The sequence below is a fragment of the Staphylococcus sp. GDY8P120P genome (assembly GCF_017892065.1).
Taxonomy (GTDB): domain Bacteria; phylum Bacillota; class Bacilli; order Staphylococcales; family Staphylococcaceae; genus Staphylococcus; species Staphylococcus nepalensis.
In genome coordinates, this window is the sequence record NZ_JAESKI010000030.1 from 22,222 (window position 1) to 46,155 (window position 23,934).

Sequence of the window (23,934 nt, forward strand, 5' to 3'; positions counted from 1 at the left end):
AATAAAGGAGAACTTTAATTTATGGTTAAATTTATTCATTGTGCAGATTTACATTTAGATAGTCCATTTAAATCAAGAAGCTATTTAAGTCAATCAATATTTGAAGATATGCAAAAAAGTGCTTACGAAAGTTTTAAAAAAATAGTGGATTTAGCATTAAACGAAGAAGTAGATTTTATAGTTATTGCTGGTGATTTGTTTGATCACCATAACAGAACGCTACGTGCAGAAGTATTCCTGAAAGAACAATTTAACCGGTTAGCTAAAGAGCAAATCTTTGTTTATGTATGTCATGGTAATCATGATCCACTTTCCTCATCCATAGGTACTGAATGGCCGGAGAATGTTTCGATATTTTCCGAAAATGTGGAAACTTATCAAACGATTACTAAAAATGGCGAAGAAATTTATTTACATGGGTTTAGCTATCAAAATGAAGCTAGTTATGAAAATAAATTAGATGCTTACCCTTCAAGTCAAGGTCAAAAAGGTATTCATATTGGAATATTACATGGCACATATAGTAAAACGAATACAAATAATCGTTATACTGAATTTAGATTAGAAGATTTAAACAATAAACTCTATCACTATTGGGCACTCGGCCATATACATGAACGCCAGCAATTAAGTGATATGCCTCCAATCCATTATCCTGGTAATATACAAGGCCGTCATTTTAAAGAAACTGGAGAAAAAGGTTGTCTTTTAGTGGAGGGAGACGATTTAAATCTCAATGCTCAATTTGTATCAACACAATTTATTCGTTTTGAAAAAGCTGAAATAGATACTGATATGACTACGAAGCAAGGTTTGTTTGATGCCATACAAGATTTTAAATCACAAGTTAGAACAAAAGGCAAAGCGATTTATCAATTAGTGGTAAATGTGAATTCAGATGAAATTATTTCAGATCAAGATAAATTACAAGTACAAGAAATGATTAGTGATTACGAAGAAAACGAACACCATTTTGTATTTATAGAAGATTTAAAGATAAAAAATAAAGATGATAATAAAACAACGCTTTTAAAGGAATTTTCACCTGATTTAATTGATGACCATGCTGTTTATGAAGCGGCTATGAATGATTTGTATCTCAATCCAAAAGCTTCAAAATACCTAGAAAATTATGATAACTTTGATCGCCGTGAATTAATAGCGCGCGCTGAACTGTTATTAAAGTCAGATATGAGGGGTGAATAATGTGAAGATTAAATCATTAGAGATTTATGGTTATGGTAGATTTATTCAAAGAACCATTGAATTTGATGAGTATTTTACTGAAATTTATGGAGAAAATGAATCAGGTAAATCTACTATTCAAGCATTTATACATTCCATCCTGTTTGGTTTTCCAACAAAAAAAGAAAATGAACCGAGATTAGAGCCGCGCTTAGGTAATCAATATGGTGGCAAGCTTACGTTAATTCAAGAGGATGGTTCATTAGTTGAGGTTGAACGTGTAAAAGGTACAGCGACTGGGGATGTAAAAGTTTATCTGCCAAATGGCGCTATCAAAGATGAACACTGGTTGAAAAAAGCATTGAATTTTATTTCTAAACGTACATACCAAGGTATATTTTCATTTGATGTATTAGGCCTTCAAGATATCCATAAAAATATGGATGAAAAACAATTACAAAATTACTTATTACAAGCTGGTGCTTTAGGGTCTACAGAATTTACCAGTATGTGTGAAATTTTGAGCGATAAAAAAGAATTGTTGTATAAGAAAAATGGTCGTAATCCGATTATTAATCAACAATTAGAAGAATTGAAATCTTTGGAGCGTCAAATTCGTGAAGAAGAAGAAAAATTATCAACATATAAACGTCTCGTAGATGATAAAGATAAAGCTGATAGACGCTTAGAAAATATAAAACAAAATTTAAACCAATTATCAAAGATGCATGACCGCAAACAAAAGGAATTAGCCTTACACGAGCAAACACAAGAGTGGAAGGCACTAGAGAAACAGTTGAATATTGAACCAATTGTGTTTCCTGAACAAGGTATTGATCGATATGAATCTGCTAAAATTCAAACACAAAATTTAAAAAGAGATATCGGTTTAAGAGAAGAAAGGTTAACACATTTAAAAGACGAAAATGAAAAAATTAATGTGCCTAAACAAAATGATTTGGATGCCTTTAATCATATATATCAGCAAGAAAATGAAATTAAGCAAAAAGAATATGAATTGAAATCTATTAAAAAAGAAATTCAAGATAAAGAACGCGAACAAACAGGTTTGAAATCTAATATTGGTTGGCAAGAGGTGCATCATGAAGTAGATAGTTCAGAAGCGATGAAAAGTCATGTTAGTAACCAAATTAAGCATAAACAAGAACAAACAGCATTCATTCAACAATTAGAGCGTAATATTGAAGAAAATAAAATCGATAAAGAAACAAACCAAGCAGAGATGGATGCTTTAGAAACAGATATAGTTTCTGATGAAAATTATGAAAAGAAAAAGCAATATAATAACCGTGTTTTCGAATTACAGGAGAAAAATAATCTTTATCAAAAAATGAAAGAAGCATTTGATAAAGAACAACAAGAAAATGAACAGAAACAAAATATGTTCCGTTTGGCATTAATTATGTTGACAGTTATTGGTATTGGATTAACCATATTTTCATTTATTTCAGCTAATCTCATTTTTGGTATTGTGTTTGCAGTATTATCCGTTGTGTTTATTATTGGTATATTCCTGGTTAAATCTAAAGAAATAGGGCACAGTGAAACGTTCTCAAATGAAATCGAAGATTTACAACATCAAATTAATGATTTAGAAGCAAAGTATGATTTGGATTTTGACCTAGATGATCAACATAGAATACGTGAACAATTTCATAGTTCAATTAAAATGAAAGAGGCTTTAGCCAAAAAATCGGACTATTTAACTGCTACTTTAGAACAAGCACAAAAACAATATTCAAACGCACAAAATGCAATCAATCAGGTTAAATCTGATTTATACCTCTCGGATAAAATCTCAGATGAACTTATCATTGATAGTATTGCAACGATGAATAAAATAAAAGATTACGCCAATCATATTGCGGAACTTATTGAACAAAAATACCAATTACAACAAGATTTAGATGCATTTTATGCGCATGCAAAAGAAGTGACTCAAAATCAATTTACTTATTTTAATGAATTATCTTTATTCCATGATATAAATCAATGGTTGAAAGAAGAAACTAATAATTTAGAGAAATGGAATAGAAATAAAGAGAAAATTGATTTACTAGAGAGCGAATTAACTCAGCTGAATCATCGCTTAAATGAAAATAATAAGGTTATCACACAATTATTTGATTTTGTAAATGCATATGATGAAGAATCTTATTATAATCATCATGCTCAATATCAAGCATATCATCAACGATTAAATCGTTTTAATGATTTGACGAAATATCTAGAAAACCAAAATTACAATTACGATGTAAGTTCTAGATTGAGCCAAAAAACATTTGCTCAATTATCTGATGAAGACGAAGTATTAGAAACTCAAGTCAATGATTATAATGACCAATATTTAGAAAGGCAAGCGGAAGTTAGTGATTTAAATGCTAAAATTACGGAGATGGAAACAGATAAAACATTAGCGGATTTACGTCATAAGTTCTATATTCTTAAAAATAAAGTGAATGATGAAGCGAAAGATTGGGCAAGTCTTAGCTACTTACAATCTTTAGTGAATGGTCACATTAAACAAATTAAAGATAAACGTTTACCACAAGTAATAAATGAAGCGACAGAGATCTTTGCACATTTAACAAATAGAAATTATGTACAAGTCACATATGCGAATGAAAATTTAATGGTAAAACAGGTAAACGGTCAAATGTATGAACCAATCGAATTAAGTCAATCTACTAAAGAAATACTATATATCGCATTGCGTTTAAGTTTAATTAAAACCTTAAAACCTTATTATCCATTCCCAATAATTATAGATGATGCCTTTGTACATTTTGATAAATCTAGAAAAGAAACAATGATGAACTATTTAAGACAAATGCCAAAAAGTTATCAAATTTTATTCTTTACATGTGTGAAAGATACAAGTGTGCCTTCAAAACAAATTATTACATTGAATAAACTCGAGGAAGGCGGTAAATAATGAGAAATGTAGAAAAATTAAACCCTGGAGATTCAGTTGATCACTATTTCTTGATTCATAAGGCGACACAAGGTGTGACAGCCCAAGGAAAAGATTATATGACCATATATTTACAAGATAAAAGTGGGGATATTGAAGCAAAATTATGGACAGCAACTAAAGAAGATATGCGTGTTTTAGAACCAGAAAAAATTGTGCATGTTATTGGTGATGTCATAAATTATCGTGGACGCAAACAAATGAAAATAAATAAAATTAAGTTAGCTTCAGAAGAAGAGGACTTAAAAATACACGATTTTGTTGATGGTGCGCCATTAACGCCAGATGAGATTAAAGAAGAAATATCGCATTATATGTTAGAAATTGAAAATGCTAATTTACAACGTATAACGCGTCATTTGTTACGTAAATACCAAAGTGAATTCTTCACATTTCCAGCAGCAAGTTCACATCACCATAACTTTTCAAGTGGTTTAAGCTACCATGTATTAACTATGTTGCGTGTTGCAAAATCTATTTGTGACATATATCCTCTTCTAAATCGTAGCTTATTATATAGTTCAATTATTTTACATGATTTGGGTAAAGTTAAAGAATTGAGTGGGCCAGTAGCGACAACATATACAGTAGAAGGTAATTTACTTGGTCATATATCAATTGCTAGTGATGAAGTAGCAGACGCAGCTAGAGAGTTAGATATAAACGGCGAGGAAGTATTGTTACTGCGACATATGATATTAGCTCATCATGGTAAAATGGAATTTGGATCACCGAAGCTACCTCATATGAAAGAAGCTGAAATATTATTCTTTATTGATAACATTGATGCTAAAATGAATATGTTTGAAAAAGCTTATAAGAAAACACCTAAAGGGCAATTCACTGAGCGTATCTTTGGGCTAGAAGGTAGACAATTTTACAATCCAACTTCTTTGGATTAGAACACAAGAAACTTAATACAGTATATAAGTGTTTGTGAAATAAGTGTCTCAGATATTTAATAAAACGTATGGTTTTATGTAAACAAAGTAAAACCATACATTTTTCTATTAGAAAATAGCGATTGGGTAGAATCATATAAAATGGCTTCTAGTGTCAATTTGAATGACAAACTAACACCAGATATAAGCATTACTATCTCAATAAGTTGTGAAGTCATTTCTTAAAGAAATTGAACTTATGGCTTCAATATACAAATGTTTAAGAAGTTAGTATGAGAGGATCTATAAGACTAGACCATATACTTCTAGACAAGCATGCACGTTTAAAATTAAGAAGTTTAAACATAAAAATGCACTTTCATNNNATGAAAGTGCATTTTTATGTTGAGCGTAGACACTGATAGCATCAACGCCTTGTTTGTATATTTTATTGTCCAACGGACATGCCAGCGCCACCTTGTTGCATAGCTTGTTGTTGCTGCTGTTGTTGTTGCTGTTGCTTAATTTTTTCTGGATCTAGAATTGAATCTTCAATTGCTTTTTTAATATCTCTATCTTTATAGTCTACTTTATATTCATCTAATAATTCTTTATAAGCATCTGTTAAAAGTTTAGGATCTTTTTGTACTTTTTGTTGAATTAATTGTGATTTGAGTTTACCTTTTTCTTCATCAAAATCGTCTTCTTTATCTGCTTTGATAACATGATAACCGTAATCTGTTTTCACTACTTTAGAAACGTCGCCTTCTTTAAGTTTAAAGAGCGCTTTTTCAAATTTTTCTTCCATTTGTCCTTTGATTACATATCCTAAACTACCATCTTTTTTAGCAGAAGATTTGTCCATAGATTCTTTTTTAGCGATTTCTCCAAATTTATCAGGATTTTCGGATACTTGTTTTTGAAGTTTTTCAGCTTTTGCTTTAGCATCTTTGTCTGATAACCCTTCTTTATCGTCTTTATTTTCTTTGACTTTAATTAAAATATGAGATCCTTTTTTAGTATCTTCTTTGATCTCTTTATCAGAAATATTCACTTTATCATTTAATAAAGCTTTTTGGTAAGCTTGTAATTTTTTTTGTTCTTTATAGTCACTTAGAGACATTTTTTGTTGTTTTAACATACTTTCAAATTGGTCTTTGCCACCATATTGTTTTTGTTCTTTTTCAACTTCTTTATCAATGTCTTTTGTATCGACTTTATCTTTATACTTATCTGCTAACAATTTATTAAGTAATATAGAAAAAGATGAATTAGCTATTTGTTCGTCACCCATCTTATTCATGACATCTTCAACTTTCACGTCACCAGCCTTTGATGAGATGATTGTATCTTCTTTTGAATCTGTAGCACTATTACCACAAGCACCTAATAATAACGCACTAGCTGTAACAGGAATTATAACTTTTTTGAATGTTTTCATTATTGGGAACTCCTTTTGTAAGAATAACAACGTAAATATAACATATAATATTGTTTTCACCAATTAGAAACCTAATATATGGGACTTTAGTTGTAACCAAATGAGGCTTTACATTATTTGTATAGAAGAAAAGGTTAAAAATACAAATATAAATGATTTAAATAGGACTATGCTTTATCTAAATTGAAATTGTTAAGAGTGAGTAATTGATACAAGTATCATATTTAATTTGAATATTTGGCGCTCATATCAAAACACGAGGTTGGGCGTTAGTGGTACGTACCTCAACCTCGTTTAAGACGATTATTATATTGCGGTGTAACTTTATTTAAGATGTTGATACCTGTTTGATGTTCTTCTACATAAGCCCCTTCATTTGAAAATAGTATGATTTTCAAATAAAGAAAATCCAAAACGGAATATCCTAAATTTAGGGCAATTAAAAACATCAAGTAGTGCCCATATTGTGGAATTAACATACTAAAATAAGCGCATAAAGTTGTAATAAATAAGGCAGGTGTGATGAGGCCAAAACAAAAATAATATTTGTTGACTGGTGTGTTTATATAAACATTATAAAAAGGTATAGATTTATGTTTCACTAATTTATATTTTTTAAAAGACTTGCGGTAGGGGTATAAAAATAATAAATGTATTATTTTGTGTAATGGGTATAAAAGTACAACTAACATTAAAAATATTAAAAAATGTTTATCAGTTAATTTTGTGTCTGAAAAGAAGTATAAAATCTCATACGCAATTAAAAACGTAATAATTGTAGTAACAAAACTAAGAAAAGCAATTCTAGGAATGCCAAAACGGGCATTGATATCTATTTGGCGTGTACATAAATACATTACGCAATCATACTCCTTTTTAAATAACTTGAATATACTTCAGTATTATCTAACGTAATAGTTTACGCGTCAAGGCTATTTTAAATCTATATTTAAAGGGCTAGTGACATTATAAAAATATCAATTTAGGTTATTAAATATAGAAAGACTTGTGCATATATATCGATTATTTTATATTTAGAAATATAAGTTCTACATTTTTATACATGGGTAGCAAAGTTAAAATTTAGAGTGCTAATTGGCAGTGCTAAGTTGTAAACGAGCCATGTCAACGATTAAATAAAAAAGCTACAAACCGATTGTTTAAATGGGTTGTAGCTCATATATTTAAGTTATGATTTATCTTTTTCAAAACCGTTTGTAATTTCTTCGCCACGGTTTTGTAAATTTTCAATATGAGATTGTAATTTTTCAATATTAGGATTAATATCAGACTTAAAGTCACCAATCATTGTTTTTACTTCATCGCCAATCGTGCTGCCAAACTCTGTACTTTCTGATTTGACTTGAGCGATATAATTTACGATATCATTAACGCTTTGTTTAATTGTATTGATTTCTCTATCGAATTCAGATTCGGCACCTGTAGGTTTTGGTCCTTGAGTTATAGAGTGGTTTGAATTTTTTTTCTCACGATTCATTAATGCAACACCGAGTCCTGTTGCAACACCAGCACCAAGTCCTAATAATAATTGAGCTGTTTTCATAAAAATTCTCCTTATTTCTAAAATTTCTTAGCCATTAATAATTTTATTATACCCTTTATGATTGCAGATAAGCATAATTAATTAAATTGTGCTGCTATTTCTTGAGCGATTTTGACTTTTTGGTCATCGTCAATATTTTCTTCATGTGTTTCCCATTTATATCCAAAACCATCAATATCATTTTCATATCTTGGTAATAAATGGAAGTGTAAATGGAACACGGATTGATCAGCAAATTCACCATTATTTTGAATGATATTTAAACCGTCCGGATTAAATGCTTTTTTGATAGCATTTGCTACTTTTGGTAAAGCTGTACCGATATGTTGCATTGTTTCACTATCTGTTTCAAAGATATTAGCAGATATTTTTTTAGGAACGAGTAGCGTATGACCTTTTGTTACTTGAGAAAGGTCTAAAAATGCATATACAAACTCATCTTCGTATACTTTATAACTTGGGATTTCACCATCGATAATTTTGCTAAAAATTGTTTCAGACATAAATCTTCACTCCTTGTAAGATTGTTAATAACTATTATAGCATTACTATATTATTTCCGTCATTTTTCACAGTAACTTTATGAACAACGATTGATTTTTGATACAATAATATTTGTGGAGGTGCCTTATGACAGTAAAAGTAGAACATTTGACAGGCGGTTATGGGAAAAGGCCTGTGATTAAAGATATAAATTTTGAATTACGAAAAGGAGAAATTGTAGGACTCATAGGTTTAAATGGTGCTGGAAAAAGCACTACAATTAAACATATGCTAGGTCTGTTAACGCCGATGGAAGGGCAGTTGACCATTTCTGGTATTGATATAAAACAAGATGTAGAATCCTATCGAAGAAAACTTTCGTATATCCCTGAGTCGCCAGTGATTTACGATGAATTAACATTACAAGAACACATTAATATGACAGCAATGGCATACAATATTAATAAAGAAGAAGCTATGAAAAGAGCGCGCCCATTGTTAAAAATATTTAGATTAGAAAATGAATTAGATATATTTCCAAGTCATTTTTCTAAAGGGATGAAACAGAAAGTGATGATTATTTGCGCTTTTATTGTGGACCCAGATTTGTATATTATTGATGAACCATTTTTAGGTTTAGACCCTTTGGGGATCCAATCTATGCTTGATTTAATGGTGGAGAAAAAAGAAGAAGAAAGAACTGTGTTAATGAGTACACATATATTAGCAACTGCAGAAAAATATTGTGACAGATTTTTAATTATGGATAAAGGCCAAATCGTTGCATTTGGGGATATAGACGAATTAAGAGACCAAACTGGTTTAAGTGGGAAAACTTTAGATGAAATATATATACATGTTACTCAAGGCGGCCAGCATTCATGAAACAGGGAGCTAAACAATTATTTAACCTAAGAAAAAAAGAAATTGCAAAAGAAAAAAGCTATTATAATAAGTTTATATTTAACGGTCATTTTTCTGTTTTTCTTGTTATATTATTAGGTGCGTTTATTCTAGGTTATGGCGATTGGTTAAAGTCAATTCCCAAACGTATAAATTATGCTTTGATTGCAAGTATAATTGTAGCTATTACGTCTATATTTCCTATTAGAACCTTATTAAAAGATGCTGATAAACTATTCTTGTTACCATTTGAAAAGCATATGTCTGAATACATGAAAAGCAGTTTAATATATAGCTATTTTTCACGTTTGCCATTACAAGTATTGATAATTATTATATTTTTCCCTTTATTTTATGTACTTAATAATCAAACGTTTGGATTTTATATCACATTTGCAATCCTTGCAATCATTTTTCCATTTTTAGGTTTGTTATTAAAATGGCAGTGGTATAAATTCCGACTTGAACGTTGGTCCTTGTTTACTGTGCTGTTTATTATATTTACATCAGGGTTTTATATTACGCTAGATGCTAAAAATATATCGAGTATACTATCAATCATTATACTCATTGCACTTATATTATTCATAAAATATTTAAATAAAAGTAATTTATTCCCTTGGGAGCGTATGGTGGCCATTGAACAACAACACCATATGAACTATTATAAATTTGTTAATATGTTTACTGATGTGAAGCAAATCGAAGAAAGAGCAGTAAGAAGAAGTTATTTAGACCCATTTTTACGGACACCGAAAAATAATAAGTTTAATGACAATTCTATGTATTTGTATTTATTTACACGGAGCTTTGCGAGAGGAAAAGATGCATTTAACATCATCTTGCGCTTGGTTATTATTGCTTTAATACTAATGATCTGGTTGCACCAAGTGATTGTGGTATTAATCATTGGTAGTTTATTCATGTATATTATTCTATTACAAATGGCTCAATTTTATACACAACAAGCTTATGGTTTATGGCCACAAGTATGGCCAGTTTCAGATAAAATGGTAATTAAAGGGTACGAACAGTTTTTAATGAGATTAATGTGTTTCATTGGCGTCGTATTTATAATCATATTTGCTATTGCTTTTCCACAGTATGGTTATTTTGGAGCAATCTACTTTTTAGTAGGTTGGTTAACGATTAGAAACGTAATTAAAAAATTAAAATATCAAGAAACATTACTAAGAGATTAAAAAAACGCTACTCAGTATTTTAGATTAATTCTAAAAGATGAGTAGCGTTTTTATTTTAATTAATAATCATCAATTGGGAATAAATATCTTTCAAAGTAGCTTGAATGCTGGCCACTTGAACCAAAGAATTGGCTCAATGCGAGCTTATCAAAGTTATTTTGAAACGTAGTGGATGCTTTGAAATCTTCGTAATCAGTACGACTTTCGAAACCAAAATAGATTTTGTAAGTTAAACCTTGGGTAGGTTTTAAAAAACGATAACTTCTATAACCAGCAAATTGATGGAAATCAGTTGTTACAGATTCCAGCTTTTTTTCTAATTGATAAGCATGATCTTCAGATGTAGGTATAAATATGACTGAATAGAAGTAATTTTCATCTAAGTTCCCTTCGGATTTAATGATGTCATATTCTAACGGATGTTTTAAAACAGTTTCACTTTCAGTTTCTTCTATAATAACTGAAGAATCAGAAGCAGAAAATTGTAATAAATTATGATCAGGATTATTAAGTCTAATCTGATTTAAATAACCGAACGTACCATAAGATGCGTAGATTTTCATAAGTTTTCCCCCTTGAATTGTTTAAGAAACTTTAAATAACTATTATAATTTACTATATATACTTCTAATATTTCAAATAAATATAAAATAGACTTTAACAGTATTATAATTGATTTCTGTTAGAAAACAATAGTCAAATAATTAAGTGGGCAAAACAACACAGTTTGTCTTTTTTATGACATTTCAATACATTGAAATACGAGAGATAAGTCGATATGGTAATATTAATAAGAATGATTATAATGTAGGAGGATTACAAGGTGCATAATAAAAATAATACTATCCTAGATATGATTAAGGGAAAGGAAGTTAATCACACGCCAGTGTGGTTTATGCGTCAAGCTGGTAGATCTCAGCCTGAATATAGAAAATTAAAAGAAAAGTATTCTTTATTTGAGATTACCCATCAACCAGAGTTATGTGCGTATGTTACACATTTACCAGTAGATAATTATAATACAGACGCAGCTGTTTTATATAAAGATATCATGACACCACTGCAACCAATAGGTGTAGATGTAGAAATCAAATCGGGGATAGGTCCAGTGATTCATAACACAATTAAAAATGTACAAGACGTTGAAAAATTAGGAACAATAGATCCTAAACGTGATGTGCCCTATGTGTTAGACACAATCAAGTTGTTAACTGAAGAAAAATTGAACGTCCCTCTAATTGGTTTTACAGGAGCACCTTTTACATTAGCGAGCTATATGATTGAAGGAGGACCATCTAAGAATTATAATTTTACAAAGGCGATGATGTATAGTGATGAAGCTACTTGGTTTGCACTAATGGATCATTTGGTTGAAATGTCTATTACTTATACGACTGCACAAATTGAAGCGGGCGCTGAAATTATACAAGTTTTTGATTCTTGGGTTGGCGCATTAAATGTACAAGATTATAGATATTATATAAAACCTGCAATGGAAAAATTAATTAAGGGTATTAAAGCAATATACGATGTACCAGTTATTTTGTTTGGTGTAGGTGCAAGTCACCTAGTTAACGAATGGAATGAGCTACCTATAGATGTACTAGGTTTAGATTGGAGATTATCTATTAAAGAGGCTGAAGATTTAAATATAACTAAAACTTTACAAGGTAATTTAGATCCTTCCTTGCTATTAGCACCTTGGGATGTTATAGAAAAACGATTAAAACCAATATTAGATCAAGGTATGGACCATGGCAAGCATATTTTCAATTTAGGTCATGGTGTTTTCCCACAAGTAAAACCAGAAACATTAAAAAGAATCACTACATTTGTTCATGACTATACACAAAGATAGTAAGACATAAAGAATAGCGAACAAGATTTACAATTAATTATGTCATCTACATCTAAAAATTATTATACAAAAGGATGATTTTAAATTGACAAAAACAGTAGGCCTATTAGTAATGGCTTATGGCACACCATATAAAGAAAGTGACATTGAAGCTTATTATACTGATATTAGACATGGTAAAAAGCCGACAGAAGCGGAATTACAAGATTTAAAAGATAGATATAAATTTATTGGTGGTTTATCACCACTTGCAGGTACTACCAATCGACAAGCTGAAGCTTTATGTGAGACGCTTAATCATAGTTATACTGATGTTGAATTTAAGTTATATATTGGTCTGAAACATATCCATCCATTTATCGAAGACGCTGTTAAAGCTATGAACGAAGATGGTATTGAAGAAGCGGTTACTGTAGTATTAGCCCCACACTATTCAAGTTTCTCAGTCGGATCTTATAACAAGCGTGCTAAAGAAGAAGCTGATCAATATGGCATCGCATTAACACATGTTGAACACTATTATCAACAGCCCAAATTTATCCAATATTGGACAGAAAAAATAAATGAAACATTAGCACAAATACCAGAAAATGAACATGATGAAACAGTATTAGTTGTTTCAGCACATAGTTTACCTAAAGGCCTGATTGAGCAAAATAATGACCCTTACCCTAATGAATTACACGATACTGCTGAATTATTAAAAGCTAAATCTAACATCATCCATGTTGCAGAAGGTTGGCAGTCAGAAGGTAACACCGGCACGCCTTGGTTAGGACCTGATGTTCAAGATTTAACACGAGCTTTATATGAAGATTATAATTATAAAAATTTCATTTATACGCCAGTAGGTTTTGTGTGTGAACATTTGGAAGTGCTTTATGATAACGATTATGAATGTAAAATCGTTTGTGATGAATTAGGTGTCAATTACTTCCGTCCAAAAATGCCTAATACAGATCCATTATTTATTGGCGCAATCGTTGATGAAATCAAAAATGTTTATTAAAGGAAGTGTGATTGATATTGACTAAGCGTATCGCAATCGTTGGAGCAGGGGTAACAGGATTATCTAGTGCCTATTTTATTAAAAAAGCACGTCCAGATATAGAGGTTACTATATATGAAGCATCTAATAGAGTTGGTGGAAAAATTCAAACATATAGAACAGAAGGCTATACAATTGAATTAGGTCCAGAATCTTATTTGGGTCGTAAACAAATTATGACTGATATTGCTAAAGATATTGGTCTAGAAGAACAACTTGTTACAAATAAAACAGGCCAATCTTATATATATGCTAAAAATAAACTCTATCCCATCCCTGGTGGTTCAATCCTAGGCGTACCAACTGACATTAAACCATTTTTAAAAACAAAATTAATCTCGCCTTTAGGTAAAGTTAGAGCAAGTTTTGATTTATTTAAAAAACCTCTGCAAATAGATGGGGACATTTCAGTCGGCTCATTTTTTAGAGCACGCTTAGGTGATGAAATTTTAGAAAATTTAATAGAACCATTAATGGGTGGCATTTATGGTACCAATATCGATGATTTAAGCTTGATGACTACATTCCCTGAATTTAAAGAAAGAGAAGAACAATTTGGCAGTCTGATAAAGGGAATGAGATATGAAAAAGAACAACGAAAAAAACAACGTCAGTTATATCCAGGCGCACCTAAAGGCCAATTCAAACAATTTCGACATGGTTTAAGTTCATTTATAGAACATTTAAGAGATTATATTATCGAGCAAGGTGTGACGATTAAATATAATACTTCTGTTCAAGATATTGCAATCGAACAAAAGAAATATGTAATAAAAACTGAAAATGAAGCACATAGTTATGATAGTGTTCTTGTTACAACACCACACCAAAAATTCTTGGAATGGTTTGGAAATGACCCTGCGTTTGATTATTTTAAAAAAATGGATTCTACTACGGTGGCTACAGTTGTGCTTGCGTTTGATGAATCGAACATTATTAATAATTATGATGGTACAGGTTTCGTAATCGCACGTACAAGCGATACTAAGATTACCGCATGTACTTGGACAAGTAAGAAATGGCCATTTACTACACCAAAAGGTAAAGTATTGATTAGAGCATATGTAGGTAAGCCTGGTGATACAGTCGTTGATGATCATACAGATGAAGAAATCGTTAATATTGTCAAAAAAGATTTAAGTCAAATGATGACTTTTAAAGGCTCACCCGATTTTAGCATTGTTAATCGCTTGCCAAAAAGCATGCCCCAATTTCATATAGGGCATATTGAACAAATTAAATCAATACAATCACATATTAGAAATAATTATCCGAGACTACGTATTACCGGTGCGTCATTTGAAGCCGTTGGTTTACCAGATTGTATTCAACAAGGTAAAGATGCAGTCGAAGAAATATTAAATGAAATTTAATTAAGTATTAAAAGGGCCACTTTCTACAGATAGGCGAATCTTCTAGTAGAAATGGCCTTTTTCTATAAATATGACAATGCAATCCTGTTTCAATTTATGAGATACTTAATTTTTAACGTTGACATAGTGTTATAGGTTTTAATACTGATATGTCGTAATTTTAGAAAAATGGGGGAGTCATTTATGACAGATATAATTATTGTACATTCAAAATTTGGTGATTCAACTAACCATTGGTATAAATGGTTAGCAAACAATTTAATATTAGAAGGTTATGATGTGACGCTTTTTAATGTACCTCAAGAAAAAAATGGAGATATAAGTAAATGGGTAAGTGAAATGAAAAAACAGATATATATTGATAAAAAGGATACTTATTTTGTGACACATGGGTTTGGAACAATTGCGTCACTCGAATTTATAGAAAGTTTAGAAATTAAAAAAATAGAAGGTTTATTTAGTATTTCTGGGTTTAAAGAAGATGCCCAAGAAATCGATGTCCCATTACAAATGCAGCATGAGACAATTAATTACGATAAAATTAAGGAAAAAGTAAATGCATTCTATGGATTGTGTGCAAAAGACGATCAGCATGTTTCTTATAAAGAAACCAAACGTTTAATGGATGCATTAGACGGTAAATGTAAGATTACTGATTTTGGAGGTCATTTCCTAGAAGATGATGGTTTCACAACATTTACAATTTTACAAAGTAAAATGATGGGTATTATGAGTAAATAATCAAGCTTATCATATAAGCATTTATATGTTTAAGATAGGGGAGAGCGAGACATCAATAGTGTCTCGCTCTTAGGATTAAAGTTCCATATTAAGATAAAATCAATATATGTTTTTAACTTTTTTCTCAATACTTATGCAATTAAATAAAAGTTAAATGACTCAATTATTGAGCATAGAAACAGAAGGTAACGTCATTTAAAAAAGAAAAATGTATCATTAAGAAACTAAACTTAAAATATTATATTTATATGCCATTTTTACACAAAATACTTTATAGAAAGCATTGACGAAAATACTAAAACTTAATATACTATATAAGTATTCAGAAATGAGCAATGCACAAACGCCCATTATGGCATATAATTTTAAAAATATAATTAAAACAATGTAAATTAATTTTAAAAACGTGTTGACTTTGTTAATAGTATTATGTTATATTAAATAGGTAGGCGTCATTAATAATATTAACGCGGGATGGAGCAGTTCGGTAGCTCGTCGGGCTCATAACCCGAAGGTCGGTGGTTCGAATCCGCCTCCCGCAATTACATACTTTGGTCTCGTAGTGTAGCGGTTAACACGCCTGCCTGTCACGCAGGAGATCGCGGGTTCGATTCCCGTCGAGACCGCCATTATTTCGCATTAAGGTTCAGTAGCTCAGTTGGTAGAGCAATGGATTGAAGCTCCATGTGTCGGCAGTTCGACTCTGTCCTGAACCATTTTATTTCTTTGGCGGTTGTGGCGAAGTGGTTAACGCATCGGATTGTGGTTCCGACATTCGTGGGTTCGATTCCCATCAACCGCCCCATAATCGTTAATAAGCGGGTGTAGTTTAATGGCAAAACCTCAGCCTTCCAAGCTGATGTTGTGGGTTCGATTCCCATCACCCGCTCCATTTAAATTGATCCACAGTAGCTCAGTGGTAGAGCTATCGGCTGTTAACCGATCGGTCGTAGGTTCGAGTCCTACCTGTGGAGCCATGGCCCCGTGGTCAAGCGGTTAAGACACCGCCCTTTCACGGCGGTAACACGGGTTCGAGTCCCGTCGGGGTCATACAAACAGAAGTGAAATATCGCTTCTGTTTTTTTAATTTCATATTGGAGAGTTGTCCGAGTTGGCCGAAGGAGCATGCCTGGAAAGTGTGTAGGCGCCACAAGCGTCTCGAGGGTTCGAATCCCTCACTCTCCGTTAATGACATAATTTGAGCTTTCCTGAGACACCGAAATCCTTGATACAATAGGATTTCGGTGTCTTTATTTTGTATCACTTAATATAATAAATACTACGCTCATTTCAAGATCAAAATTTTGAAATGAAATCTCTATATCACATGCGGCGCAAGGCTTTTAGTGTTTTAATTTCTGCTTGTTTTTAACTGTCTTTTAATAAATGACGAGATGTCGATAGGGGAGTAGTTATATCTGCATGCCCTAAACGTTTTGAAATATAATATATTGATATACCTTCATAAATTTACATGAACAGTGTGTATGATGTATGAAGTGCAATGGGGTAATGACCTAGCTTATTATTCAAATAAAAGCACTGTATTACGTTAAAAACTGCATTGTTTGTAATTAAGAATACGGTAGTCCTGTATATATATCCATCTAAATTAAATGGTCTGGTTTAATTATGGATATGAGTGCTGACAAGTTGGCTTTACAATCAACAGAAACAATTGATGTTATCAATTTAAAAGTTAGAAAAGAACTTATTGGCCCTTTAAGAAAAAAAGAAGGAATTTATCCTGCTTACCATATGGATAAATCTAATTGGATAACAATTAACTTAAAAGAGACGAATACGATGAATCAAATTAAAGATTTAATAGCAGAAAGTTATGAATTAACGACATGATTTTTGGTTTTTAGAAAAGTATTTTTATTTAGTATTCTAAACTAATTGAATAAAGAGAGTGTTATGATTTGTTTTTATTTATTAGCGCATGAATCAAATATTATTTTTCGTCAATTTTATTTGCAATGTATTCTAATTTGTCTCTAACTTCTTTTAAGGTATGGCTCTCTGAAAATGTGAAATGAAACGGCGTATCTTTATTTGTTTTTGCGAATACTGTTATTAAGTCGTAGTAAAGACCTTTTTCAATTTCATAATTTAAAAATTTCATTTGTACATACCCCTTTATTAATTTTTAGGTGTTGAATAAGGGTTAAGTAATCACTTATTCAACAAACATAGAGTGCATGGTTTGGCCCACATACTATACTGTAATAGAATCAAATATAAACCCATTTCAAAAAGTGATATATTTAATATTCAATTTCTCGTAAAAAATGAAATATCTTAACTTTAAATAAGCATAACATCAAAAAACTGCGGTGTACAACTTAAATTAGCACAAATGGGTTTTAAAAATAAATAATCGGGGTTACTATTTTGAAAATGATATAGAAAAAAACTGCTAATATCAAAAAATTAATGATGTTAGCAGTTTTTCCTACTTATTATACAATTTTCAATTTATAAATAGTTGAATTAATCATCTTGTTCATTATTTAACACTTTGCCATTTTTAGCATCTACAGTGATTTCATGTTTCGTATTATCTTTTTGTAGATCCATATCATAGACTAATTTACCTTCATCTTTAGCCAATGACCATTCTTTGATATCGCCGTCAAATTCTTTTTGTCCATTTTTAATGGCTTTTTTATAGTCAATGGCGTCATCATATTTGAAAGATTCGTTTTGATCAATTGAATCTTCATTTTCAGTTTCTTTGTTAATTACTTTCTTATCTTGATCTGCGATGATAACTTCGGATTCTTTACCTTCAGTTTGCTGCTCAATTTTATATGACCAATCACCGTTACTCTTTTCATATGAAATACCTTTTAAGTCTTGTCCATCATAGACTTCTTGCGCTTTTTTAACAGCGTCTTCTGGACTTGTTTTAATTTTATCTAACGCAATGACTTGCTCTGTACTTTCTTTACTTTGCTTATCATTTGAACTTTCAGATTTTGAGCCGTTATCTTCTGAATTACTTGAGTCATTCCCGCATGAAGCCAGTAAAAGGCCAGATAAAGCCATAGTACCTATCACTTTTAATTTCATAAACCTCACTCCTAATACGTTTTACATTATAGAGTACCCATAGCTATATTAATTTAAACTATAAATAGGGAGTAATGTAAGTTGTTGCGAGTCTATATTTAACTTTTATAACTATTAACATTTTTTATGGGTTAAAACGAATTTTGAATCATATAAGGGTTTATGCTTGGTCACTGTTAAATCAGATTAAAAACGTTATAATAGTTAATGAGATGGAGGAATGACAAAGTGGAATTTTGGTTGAAAACACAAGCAAAACAAAATGGAGATAAAGTATTTATAGATGACGGAACAGTTCAAGTTACTTTTGCCTCCATGTATAAATATGCTTCACGATTGGCACAGCAGTTGAAAAAATTAGATAGAAGACGTATAGGTTTATACATTGAAAACAATATTGAATCAATTACATTGATAAATGCAATGTGGTTAGCAGGAATTGAAATTGCAATGTTAAACACACGTTTAACTAAAGATGAGATGCAAAACCAATTGTCGTCTATCGAAGTAGATACGGTCGTTGCTACCAGCCAAATCAATTTAAAAGCTATATCCGTAATTAAAATATCAACATTGCAACAAGGATGCAATGATATGACATATGAAAGCTTATTTGACATGAACCAAATCGCTTCGATTATGTTTACTTCTGGGACTACTGGTCCACAAAAAGCAGTCCCTCAAACATTTGATAACCATTACGCAAGTGCAATAGGCTGCAAAGAGAGTCTTGGTTTTGACCAAGAAACGAAATGGTTATCTGTTTTGCCGATTTATCATATTTCAGGATTAAGTGTTATTTTAAGAGCATTAATTGAAGGATTTACTGTTCGTATAGATACGAAATTTAATGCCCATACAATGTTAAATATTATACAAACAGAACTGCCAACGCATGTTTCATTAGTACCACAGACGCTTAAATGGTTGATGGATGAAGGGTTAAACCAACCTTACCATATTGAAAAAATATTGCTAGGCGGGGCAAAACTATCAAGTTCATTAATTGAAACAGCATTAGCTTCAAAACTACCTATTTATAATTCTTTTGGTATGACTGAAACATGTTCTCAATTTTTAACAGCATCACCTGAAATGTTATCCAAACGCTATGATACTGTAGGGAAGCCAAGTGCGAATGTAGCTGTCAAAATAAAAGACCCTAACGCTGAAGGACATGGAGAATTATTAATTAGAGGCGCTAATGTAATGGATGGTTATTTATACCCTGAAAATTTATTAGACACATTTGAGAATGGTTATTTTAAAACAGGAGACATTGCTGAAATTGATAAAGATGGCTATGTTATGATTTATGATAGACGTAAAGATTTAATCATTAGCGGTGGTGAGAATATATATCCGTATCAATTAGAATCTGTGGCCAAAGATCATGAAGCAATTTTAGATGCAATGTGTATTGGTGTTGAAGATAATACATGGGGAGAAGTCCCTTATTTATACTATGTTTCTAACACTTCATTATCGTATGAAACGTTAATGAATCATTTCAAAGCACATGTAGCTAAATATAAGATTCCTAAATACTTTGAACAAGTAACTGAATTACCATATACTTCTACAGGGAAACTTCAAAGAAAACATATAGAAAAATAGGTGTGAATAATATATGAAAATATGCGAAATGAACCTTTATATTTGTAATAATCATTTCAAGCATTTAATTGTTACACCAAAGGTGAAATTGGAAAAACGTAAAGCGCTTATTATTGAATTTATAACAGATAGACAGGTGCGTTATTTTGGAGAATGCAATGCTTTTGAAACGGATTGGTATGATGATGAAACGATTGAAATTGCGCGTGAACAAGCAATTAAATGGTTTGAGTCTTTTAAAAATTATGAGTTCTATCATTTCGAAGAGATACAACATGCATTACAAAACCTAGAAAAATTTCCAGCGACACGTAGTATGATTGTTATGGCATGTTACCAAGCATTTTATAAATTAGAAGCGTTTCACGTTCCTTATGGTGCAACTGTGAGTGGTGTAACTGATGAAAATGTTAGGAATTTAATTAACACGAAACCACAGCGAGTTAAAGTAAAATGGTCTGAAACTATTTTAAAAGATGTGAAACAGTTGCAACAGTTACCCTTTAAAACTGAAATTGTGGTAGATGCAAATGAATCAATTCAAGAGGATGAAGCTAAGAAATTAAAACTGCTTTCGGAAAATGACATCCTTTATATTGAAGAACCATTTAAAAATATTGAAAAAATAAAAAATTTTAAGTATGACGAAATACCGCCAATCGCTATTGATGAAAAAGCAACCTCTTTAGAAAAGATTTTGAACTATGTTAAAAATGATGACGTGGACGTTGTGGTATTAAAGCCATTTAGACTTGGTGGTATTGATAAAGTAATTCAAATTATTGATATATTAAGCGATAGAAATGTGAAATTTGTTATTGGTGGTATGTATGAGTATGGACTGAGTCGTTATTTTACTGCGTTGTTAGCTCAATATGCAACGTACCCGAGCGATATTACACCTCAAGGTTTTTATTTTGAAAATGATATTGTAGCGTGTTCAGGCATATTAAAAAGAGGTTCGATTTATTTTGAACCTCCTCATGTTAATAAGCTTGAATTAGATCAAATTGATTAATGTTTATGGGTTTTATCTTTTTTTAAAGGTACTGGATCAAACCCACCTTTATGGAGTGGATGGCATTTGGAAATACGTTTTATACCAAGCCAAGTGCCTTTAATTGGTCCATATACTTGTATTGCTTCTCTAGTATACTCTGAACACGTAGGATAGAAGCGACATGTAGCCGGAGTCATAGGTGAAATCAAGTGTTGATATATATAGATGAGTCCTAGAAACAGTTTTTTCATAAAATCTTTGCCTCCAACAATTTACATAGCATGGATAGTTTAACATATTTAAAGGGAGTTTGATGTGCGTGAAGTTTAAAGATAGAGAAAATGACGACGTTTTTTTATCATTTAAAGATGATAATGCTGTCCCAAACGGTGATCACGTTCTGGTCATCCCGGTTTATCACAATCAATTGCTTTTTACCAAACATAAAATAAGAGGGGTTGAATTTCCTGGAGGCAAAAGAGAAAAAGGGGAATCTAGCGAAGCAGCTTGTGAAAGAGAACTGTTTGAAGAGACAGGAGCGCTTATAAAAACTAAAGAGAAACATTATATTGCTCAATATCGTGTTGCAAGACAAAATGGTAAACCATTTACTAAAGATGTATTCATGGTTGACGTAGACAAATTACCGATACAAGAAGATTATTTAGAAACTGAAGGTCCACGCCTTTTTGATAGACTTTCAGATATTCCTGAACTAGACAAAAGTTATTTATTGAAAGATGCTGCTATCTTACAATGTTTAGAGAGAGTGATTGAACTTGGATTTTATCAATAAAAAAAGAATGCCAGTAGAGGTTCCTGAACATGTATTTGAAGAAGTTACTTACAAAGTAGATGGGATAAATGTAAGGGGCTTATTGATGACACCTCAAAAAAGTGTTGAAAGAATCGTTATTTATTTGCGTGGTGGCAAAGGCCAAGTTGGGAAAGTGAGAGCAGCTCGTTTAATGCAGTTTTCAGACCCAAACACGCTTGTATTCGGACCTTATTACAGAGGTAATAATGGAAGTGAAGGTAAAGATGAATTTTATGGGAGAGACCTAAATGACGTGGCAGTTGCAATTCGTATATTAAATATGATGTATCCTAAGGCGTATATTCATATGGTCGGTTTTTCTAGAGGGGGATTACAAGGATTGCTCACATACCAAGATTTACCTGTGTCGAGTTATATTATTTGGGGCGGCGTTTCCGATATTAAGCTAATGTATGAAGAACGTGTCGATTTACGAGGGATGTTAAAAAGAATGATAGGTCACCCTAGAAAAAATGAAATGGCATACAAAGAAAGGGATGCGGTTGTAACTATTCATGCGGATAGTCCGCCTATACTGATTGTGCATGGTGGAAAAGATGTTCAAGTTGGTATCCATCAAGCTTATTATTTAGAAAAACAATTAAAGCGTATTGGTACTTTTTTTAAGACATTTTATCAAATGGATGAGGGACACGTACCTAGACCATACGCAATGAAAGAAGCATTATCCACGGTTAAGCAATGGATGACTGATATTGAACGGCAAAACTTAAAAGCAGAATATAATAAATAAAAAGAGGCCGGGACATAAAGTTCTTGGACAAGTGAGAAAAGGCAATTTCTATTGAAATAATATAGAAATTGCCTTTTTCATTATTGTTTTGATTATAGTTAGCTCGTTGAGCTACTACTTTTCTTATATTAAGTGCCATTAATACAAAGCCAAGTTCGCTTTTGACTTTATTTGTGCCTCTAACCGATATTCGAGTGAAACCCAAAATAGCCTTCATAAACCCAAAAACAGGTTCTACATTCCATTTTTCTTTGATTGTAGATTTCTTTTGTTTCTGGTTCCGAAAGCTTTTGATTAATCTGGGCTTTGAAATATTCCCAGTTATAATTTCTCATTATTTTTTTATTCGATTTTGAATTTGATTTCATACAATGGTTCTTCAGTGGACATTCTGAACAATCATCGCATTCATATAATTTAAAATCTCTCCTAAATCCATATTTATCATGGCGATAGGCATATCTTTTAAAACCAAGCCTTTTATGATTCGGGCAAATAAATTCATCATTGATTTCATCATATTCCCAATTGTGAGTATTAAAAATGTCACTTTTATATTTGTTAGTTTTATCTTTAATAAACATGCCATAAGTTATGAGCGGTGTTCGATTAAATTCATTTATAATTGCCATATAATTAGGTTCACTACCATAACCAGCGTCAGCTACAATATATTCAGGTAAATGACCGTAGGTCTCTTTAATTAAAGTTAAAAAAGGAATCATTGTTCTTGTGTCTGTCGGATTTTGATACACATCATATGATAAAACAAATTGAGAATTTGTCGCTATTTGTAAATGATATCCTGGCTTAAGTTGTCCATTTTTCATATGGTTTTCTTTCATTCTCATGAAAGTCGCATCATGGTCTGTCTTAGAATAACTATTTCTATCTTGGAGTATGGCTTTTTGTGTTTTATATTTATACTTTCGTTCTGAATAAGCAGCGAATTTCTTTTTATATCTTTTGATTTCAGTTCGCTTTTGACGTGTTT

General features: G+C 31.5%; 22 protein-coding genes, 8 tRNA genes and 1 pseudogene. 22 read left to right on the forward strand and 9 right to left on the reverse strand.

The features are described from left to right. The first annotated feature begins 21 nt into the window (after positions 1-21). The 3 genes from KA900_RS13940 to yhaM are packed head-to-tail and all read left to right on the forward strand — an operon-like array spanning position 22 to position 5,082. Positions 22-1,206 (forward strand): metallophosphoesterase family protein, encoded by a 1,185-nt coding sequence (locus tag KA900_RS13940; RefSeq protein WP_210139768.1) that lies wholly within the window; start codon positions 22-24, stop codon positions 1,204-1,206. Between the two features lies 1 nt (position 1,207). Further along, positions 1,208-4,141 carry an ATP-binding protein gene (locus KA900_RS13945; RefSeq protein ID WP_210139769.1) on the forward strand — a complete coding sequence of 978 codons (2,934 nt, stop codon included), beginning with the start codon at positions 1,208-1,210 and terminating at the stop codon, positions 4,139-4,141. Continuing rightward, positions 4,141-5,082 (forward strand): 3'-5' exoribonuclease YhaM, encoded by a 942-nt coding sequence (yhaM, locus tag KA900_RS13950; RefSeq protein ID WP_096809016.1) that lies wholly within the window; start codon positions 4,141-4,143, stop codon positions 5,080-5,082. The genes KA900_RS13945 and yhaM overlap by 1 nt, the downstream gene beginning before the upstream one ends. Before the next feature lie 427 nt (positions 5,083-5,509). On the opposite strand, the gene prsA is transcribed toward yhaM, so the two are convergent. The 4 genes from prsA to KA900_RS13970 form a co-directional block, all read right to left on the reverse strand. After that, the gene (gene prsA, locus KA900_RS13955; RefSeq protein ID WP_096809018.1) at positions 5,510-6,502 is read right to left on the reverse strand and encodes a peptidylprolyl isomerase PrsA; all 993 of its coding nucleotides are present in this window, start codon (positions 6,500-6,502) and stop codon (positions 5,510-5,512) included. A gap of 284 nt (positions 6,503-6,786) precedes the next feature. Continuing rightward, the gene (locus KA900_RS13960) at positions 6,787-7,359 is read right to left on the reverse strand and encodes a DUF3267 domain-containing protein (protein WP_096823778.1); all 573 of its coding nucleotides are present in this window, start codon (positions 7,357-7,359) and stop codon (positions 6,787-6,789) included. A 332-nt stretch (positions 7,360-7,691) separates the two neighbouring features. Continuing rightward, positions 7,692-8,066, reverse strand: a complete 375-nt coding sequence (locus KA900_RS13965) for a YtxH domain-containing protein (protein ID WP_096809022.1) — start codon at positions 8,064-8,066, stop codon at positions 7,692-7,694. A gap of 77 nt (positions 8,067-8,143) precedes the next feature. Then, positions 8,144-8,569 (reverse strand): HIT family protein, encoded by a 426-nt coding sequence (locus KA900_RS13970; RefSeq protein WP_115342087.1) that lies wholly within the window; start codon positions 8,567-8,569, stop codon positions 8,144-8,146. A 127-nt stretch (positions 8,570-8,696) separates the two neighbouring features. Between KA900_RS13970 and ecsA the strand changes: the two genes are divergently transcribed. Together ecsA and ecsB are read left to right on the forward strand one after the other, a co-directional pair. Then, positions 8,697-9,434: an ABC transporter ATP-binding protein EcsA gene (ecsA, locus tag KA900_RS13975; protein ID WP_096809026.1), complete on the forward strand. Its 738-nt coding sequence runs from the start codon at positions 8,697-8,699 to the stop codon at positions 9,432-9,434. Continuing rightward, positions 9,431-10,654 (forward strand): ABC transporter permease EcsB, encoded by a 1,224-nt coding sequence (gene ecsB / locus KA900_RS13980; protein ID WP_115342088.1) that lies wholly within the window; start codon positions 9,431-9,433, stop codon positions 10,652-10,654. Before ecsA ends, ecsB begins: the two co-directional genes overlap by 4 nt. A 59-nt stretch (positions 10,655-10,713) precedes the next feature. Here the strand turns inward: ecsB and KA900_RS13985 are convergent, their stop codons facing one another. Further along, complete coding sequence (locus tag KA900_RS13985; protein WP_096809030.1) at positions 10,714-11,217, reverse strand: signal transduction protein TRAP; 504 nt, start codon at positions 11,215-11,217, stop codon at positions 10,714-10,716. A gap of 260 nt (positions 11,218-11,477) precedes the next feature. On the opposite strand from KA900_RS13985, the gene hemE reads away from it, so the two are divergent. From hemE to KA900_RS14050, 13 genes are all read left to right on the forward strand, one after another. Then, on the forward strand, positions 11,478-12,512 hold the full coding sequence (hemE, locus tag KA900_RS13990) for a uroporphyrinogen decarboxylase (protein WP_096809032.1): 1,035 nt from the start codon (positions 11,478-11,480) through the stop codon (positions 12,510-12,512). An 85-nt stretch (positions 12,513-12,597) separates the two neighbouring features. Continuing rightward, positions 12,598-13,521 (forward strand): ferrochelatase, encoded by a 924-nt coding sequence (hemH, locus tag KA900_RS13995; protein ID WP_115342089.1) that lies wholly within the window; start codon positions 12,598-12,600, stop codon positions 13,519-13,521. Between the two features lie 17 nt (positions 13,522-13,538). Then, a complete protein-coding gene (hemY, locus tag KA900_RS14000; protein ID WP_115342090.1) occupies positions 13,539-14,933 on the forward strand; it encodes a protoporphyrinogen oxidase in 1,395 nt (464 codons plus the stop codon). A 183-nt stretch (positions 14,934-15,116) separates the two neighbouring features. Beyond that, entirely contained in the window at positions 15,117-15,674 is a 558-nt protein-coding gene (locus KA900_RS14005) for an alpha/beta hydrolase (protein ID WP_103373477.1), read from the forward strand. Positions 15,675-16,142: 468 nt separating this feature from the next. Then, positions 16,143-16,216, forward strand: a tRNA-Met gene (locus KA900_RS14010). Between the two features lie 11 nt (positions 16,217-16,227). Further along, positions 16,228-16,303, forward strand: a tRNA-Asp gene (locus KA900_RS14015). A 14-nt stretch (positions 16,304-16,317) separates the two neighbouring features. Next, a tRNA-Phe gene (locus KA900_RS14020) sits at positions 16,318-16,390 on the forward strand. A 13-nt stretch (positions 16,391-16,403) separates the two neighbouring features. Then, positions 16,404-16,479 (forward strand) — tRNA-His (locus tag KA900_RS14025). 13 nt (positions 16,480-16,492) lie between these two features. Then, positions 16,493-16,566, forward strand: a tRNA-Gly gene (locus tag KA900_RS14030). A gap of 10 nt (positions 16,567-16,576) precedes the next feature. Beyond that, positions 16,577-16,651 (forward strand) — tRNA-Asn (locus tag KA900_RS14035). 1 nt (position 16,652) lies between these two features. After that, positions 16,653-16,724 (forward strand) — tRNA-Glu (locus KA900_RS14040). Positions 16,725-16,770: 46 nt separating this feature from the next. Further along, positions 16,771-16,859 (forward strand) — tRNA-Ser (locus KA900_RS14045). Between the two features lie 468 nt (positions 16,860-17,327). Further along, positions 17,328-17,531: an MmcQ/YjbR family DNA-binding protein gene (locus KA900_RS14050; protein WP_232164834.1), complete on the forward strand. Its 204-nt coding sequence runs from the start codon at positions 17,328-17,330 to the stop codon at positions 17,529-17,531. Positions 17,532-17,631: 100 nt separating this feature from the next. On the opposite strand, the gene KA900_RS14055 is transcribed toward KA900_RS14050, so the two are convergent. Both KA900_RS14055 and KA900_RS14060 read right to left on the reverse strand, forming a co-directional pair. Then, entirely contained in the window at positions 17,632-17,802 is a 171-nt protein-coding gene (locus KA900_RS14055; protein ID WP_170006926.1) for a hypothetical protein, read from the reverse strand. Positions 17,803-18,170: 368 nt separating this feature from the next. Further along, positions 18,171-18,752: a PepSY domain-containing protein gene (locus KA900_RS14060; protein ID WP_147641410.1), complete on the reverse strand. Its 582-nt coding sequence runs from the start codon at positions 18,750-18,752 to the stop codon at positions 18,171-18,173. A gap of 228 nt (positions 18,753-18,980) precedes the next feature. Between KA900_RS14060 and menE the strand changes: the two genes are divergently transcribed. Both menE and menC read left to right on the forward strand, forming a co-directional pair. After that, entirely contained in the window at positions 18,981-20,369 is a 1,389-nt protein-coding gene (menE, locus tag KA900_RS14065; RefSeq protein ID WP_107644037.1) for an o-succinylbenzoate--CoA ligase, read from the forward strand. Between the two features lie 13 nt (positions 20,370-20,382). Continuing rightward, complete coding sequence (menC, locus tag KA900_RS14070; protein WP_115342093.1) at positions 20,383-21,387, forward strand: o-succinylbenzoate synthase; 1,005 nt, start codon at positions 20,383-20,385, stop codon at positions 21,385-21,387. On the opposite strand, the gene yidD is transcribed toward menC, so the two are convergent. Next, positions 21,384-21,620, reverse strand: a complete 237-nt coding sequence (gene yidD / locus KA900_RS14075) for a membrane protein insertion efficiency factor YidD (RefSeq protein ID WP_103373748.1) — start codon at positions 21,618-21,620, stop codon at positions 21,384-21,386. The two genes, menC and yidD, sit on opposite strands and share 4 nt — an antisense overlap. Positions 21,621-21,682: 62 nt before the next feature. Here yidD and ytkD point away from each other — a divergent pair, with 62 nt between their 5' ends. Continuing rightward, positions 21,683-22,165 carry an RNA deprotection pyrophosphohydrolase gene (gene ytkD, locus KA900_RS14080; protein WP_096809051.1) on the forward strand — a complete coding sequence of 161 codons (483 nt, stop codon included), beginning with the start codon at positions 21,683-21,685 and terminating at the stop codon, positions 22,163-22,165. Further along, entirely contained in the window at positions 22,149-22,940 is a 792-nt protein-coding gene (locus KA900_RS14085; RefSeq protein ID WP_186330049.1) for an alpha/beta hydrolase family protein, read from the forward strand. Before ytkD ends, KA900_RS14085 begins: the two co-directional genes overlap by 17 nt. Before the next feature lie 35 nt (positions 22,941-22,975). On the opposite strand, the pseudogene KA900_RS14090 reads toward KA900_RS14085, so the two are convergent. Then, positions 22,976-23,934: pseudogene (locus KA900_RS14090) on the reverse strand (transposase); the annotation flags it as partial.

Excerpts from the sequence above, each read along its gene's own strand:
- KA900_RS13970 (WP_115342087.1), bottom strand. The coding sequence starts at position 8,569 with ATGTCTGAAACAATTTTTAGCAAAATTATCGATGGTGAAATCCCAAGT.
- KA900_RS13985 (WP_096809030.1), bottom strand. The coding sequence starts at position 11,217 with ATGAAAATCTACGCATCTTATGGTACGTTCGGTTATTTAAATCAGATT.
- ytkD (WP_096809051.1), top strand. The coding sequence starts at position 21,683 with ATGTGCGTGAAGTTTAAAGATAGAGAAAATGACGACGTTTTTTTATCA.
- KA900_RS14055 (WP_170006926.1), bottom strand. The coding sequence starts at position 17,802 with ATGAAATTTTTAAATTATGAAATTGAAAAAGGTCTTTACTACGACTTA.
- KA900_RS13960 (WP_096823778.1), bottom strand. The coding sequence starts at position 7,359 with ATGTATTTATGTACACGCCAAATAGATATCAATGCCCGTTTTGGCATT.
- KA900_RS13940 (WP_210139768.1), top strand. The coding sequence starts at position 22 with ATGGTTAAATTTATTCATTGTGCAGATTTACATTTAGATAGTCCATTT.
- prsA (WP_096809018.1), bottom strand. The coding sequence starts at position 6,502 with ATGAAAACATTCAAAAAAGTTATAATTCCTGTTACAGCTAGTGCGTTA.
- KA900_RS14060 (WP_147641410.1), bottom strand. The coding sequence starts at position 18,752 with ATGAAATTAAAAGTGATAGGTACTATGGCTTTATCTGGCCTTTTACTG.
- KA900_RS14005 (WP_103373477.1), top strand. The coding sequence starts at position 15,117 with ATGACAGATATAATTATTGTACATTCAAAATTTGGTGATTCAACTAAC.
- ecsA (WP_096809026.1), top strand. The coding sequence starts at position 8,697 with ATGACAGTAAAAGTAGAACATTTGACAGGCGGTTATGGGAAAAGGCCT.
- yhaM (WP_096809016.1), top strand. The coding sequence starts at position 4,141 with ATGAGAAATGTAGAAAAATTAAACCCTGGAGATTCAGTTGATCACTAT.
- menC (WP_115342093.1), top strand. The coding sequence starts at position 20,383 with ATGAAAATATGCGAAATGAACCTTTATATTTGTAATAATCATTTCAAG.
- KA900_RS13965 (WP_096809022.1), bottom strand. The coding sequence starts at position 8,066 with ATGAAAACAGCTCAATTATTATTAGGACTTGGTGCTGGTGTTGCAACA.
- yidD (WP_103373748.1), bottom strand. The coding sequence starts at position 21,620 with ATGAAAAAACTGTTTCTAGGACTCATCTATATATATCAACACTTGATT.
- ecsB (WP_115342088.1), top strand. The coding sequence starts at position 9,431 with ATGAAACAGGGAGCTAAACAATTATTTAACCTAAGAAAAAAAGAAATT.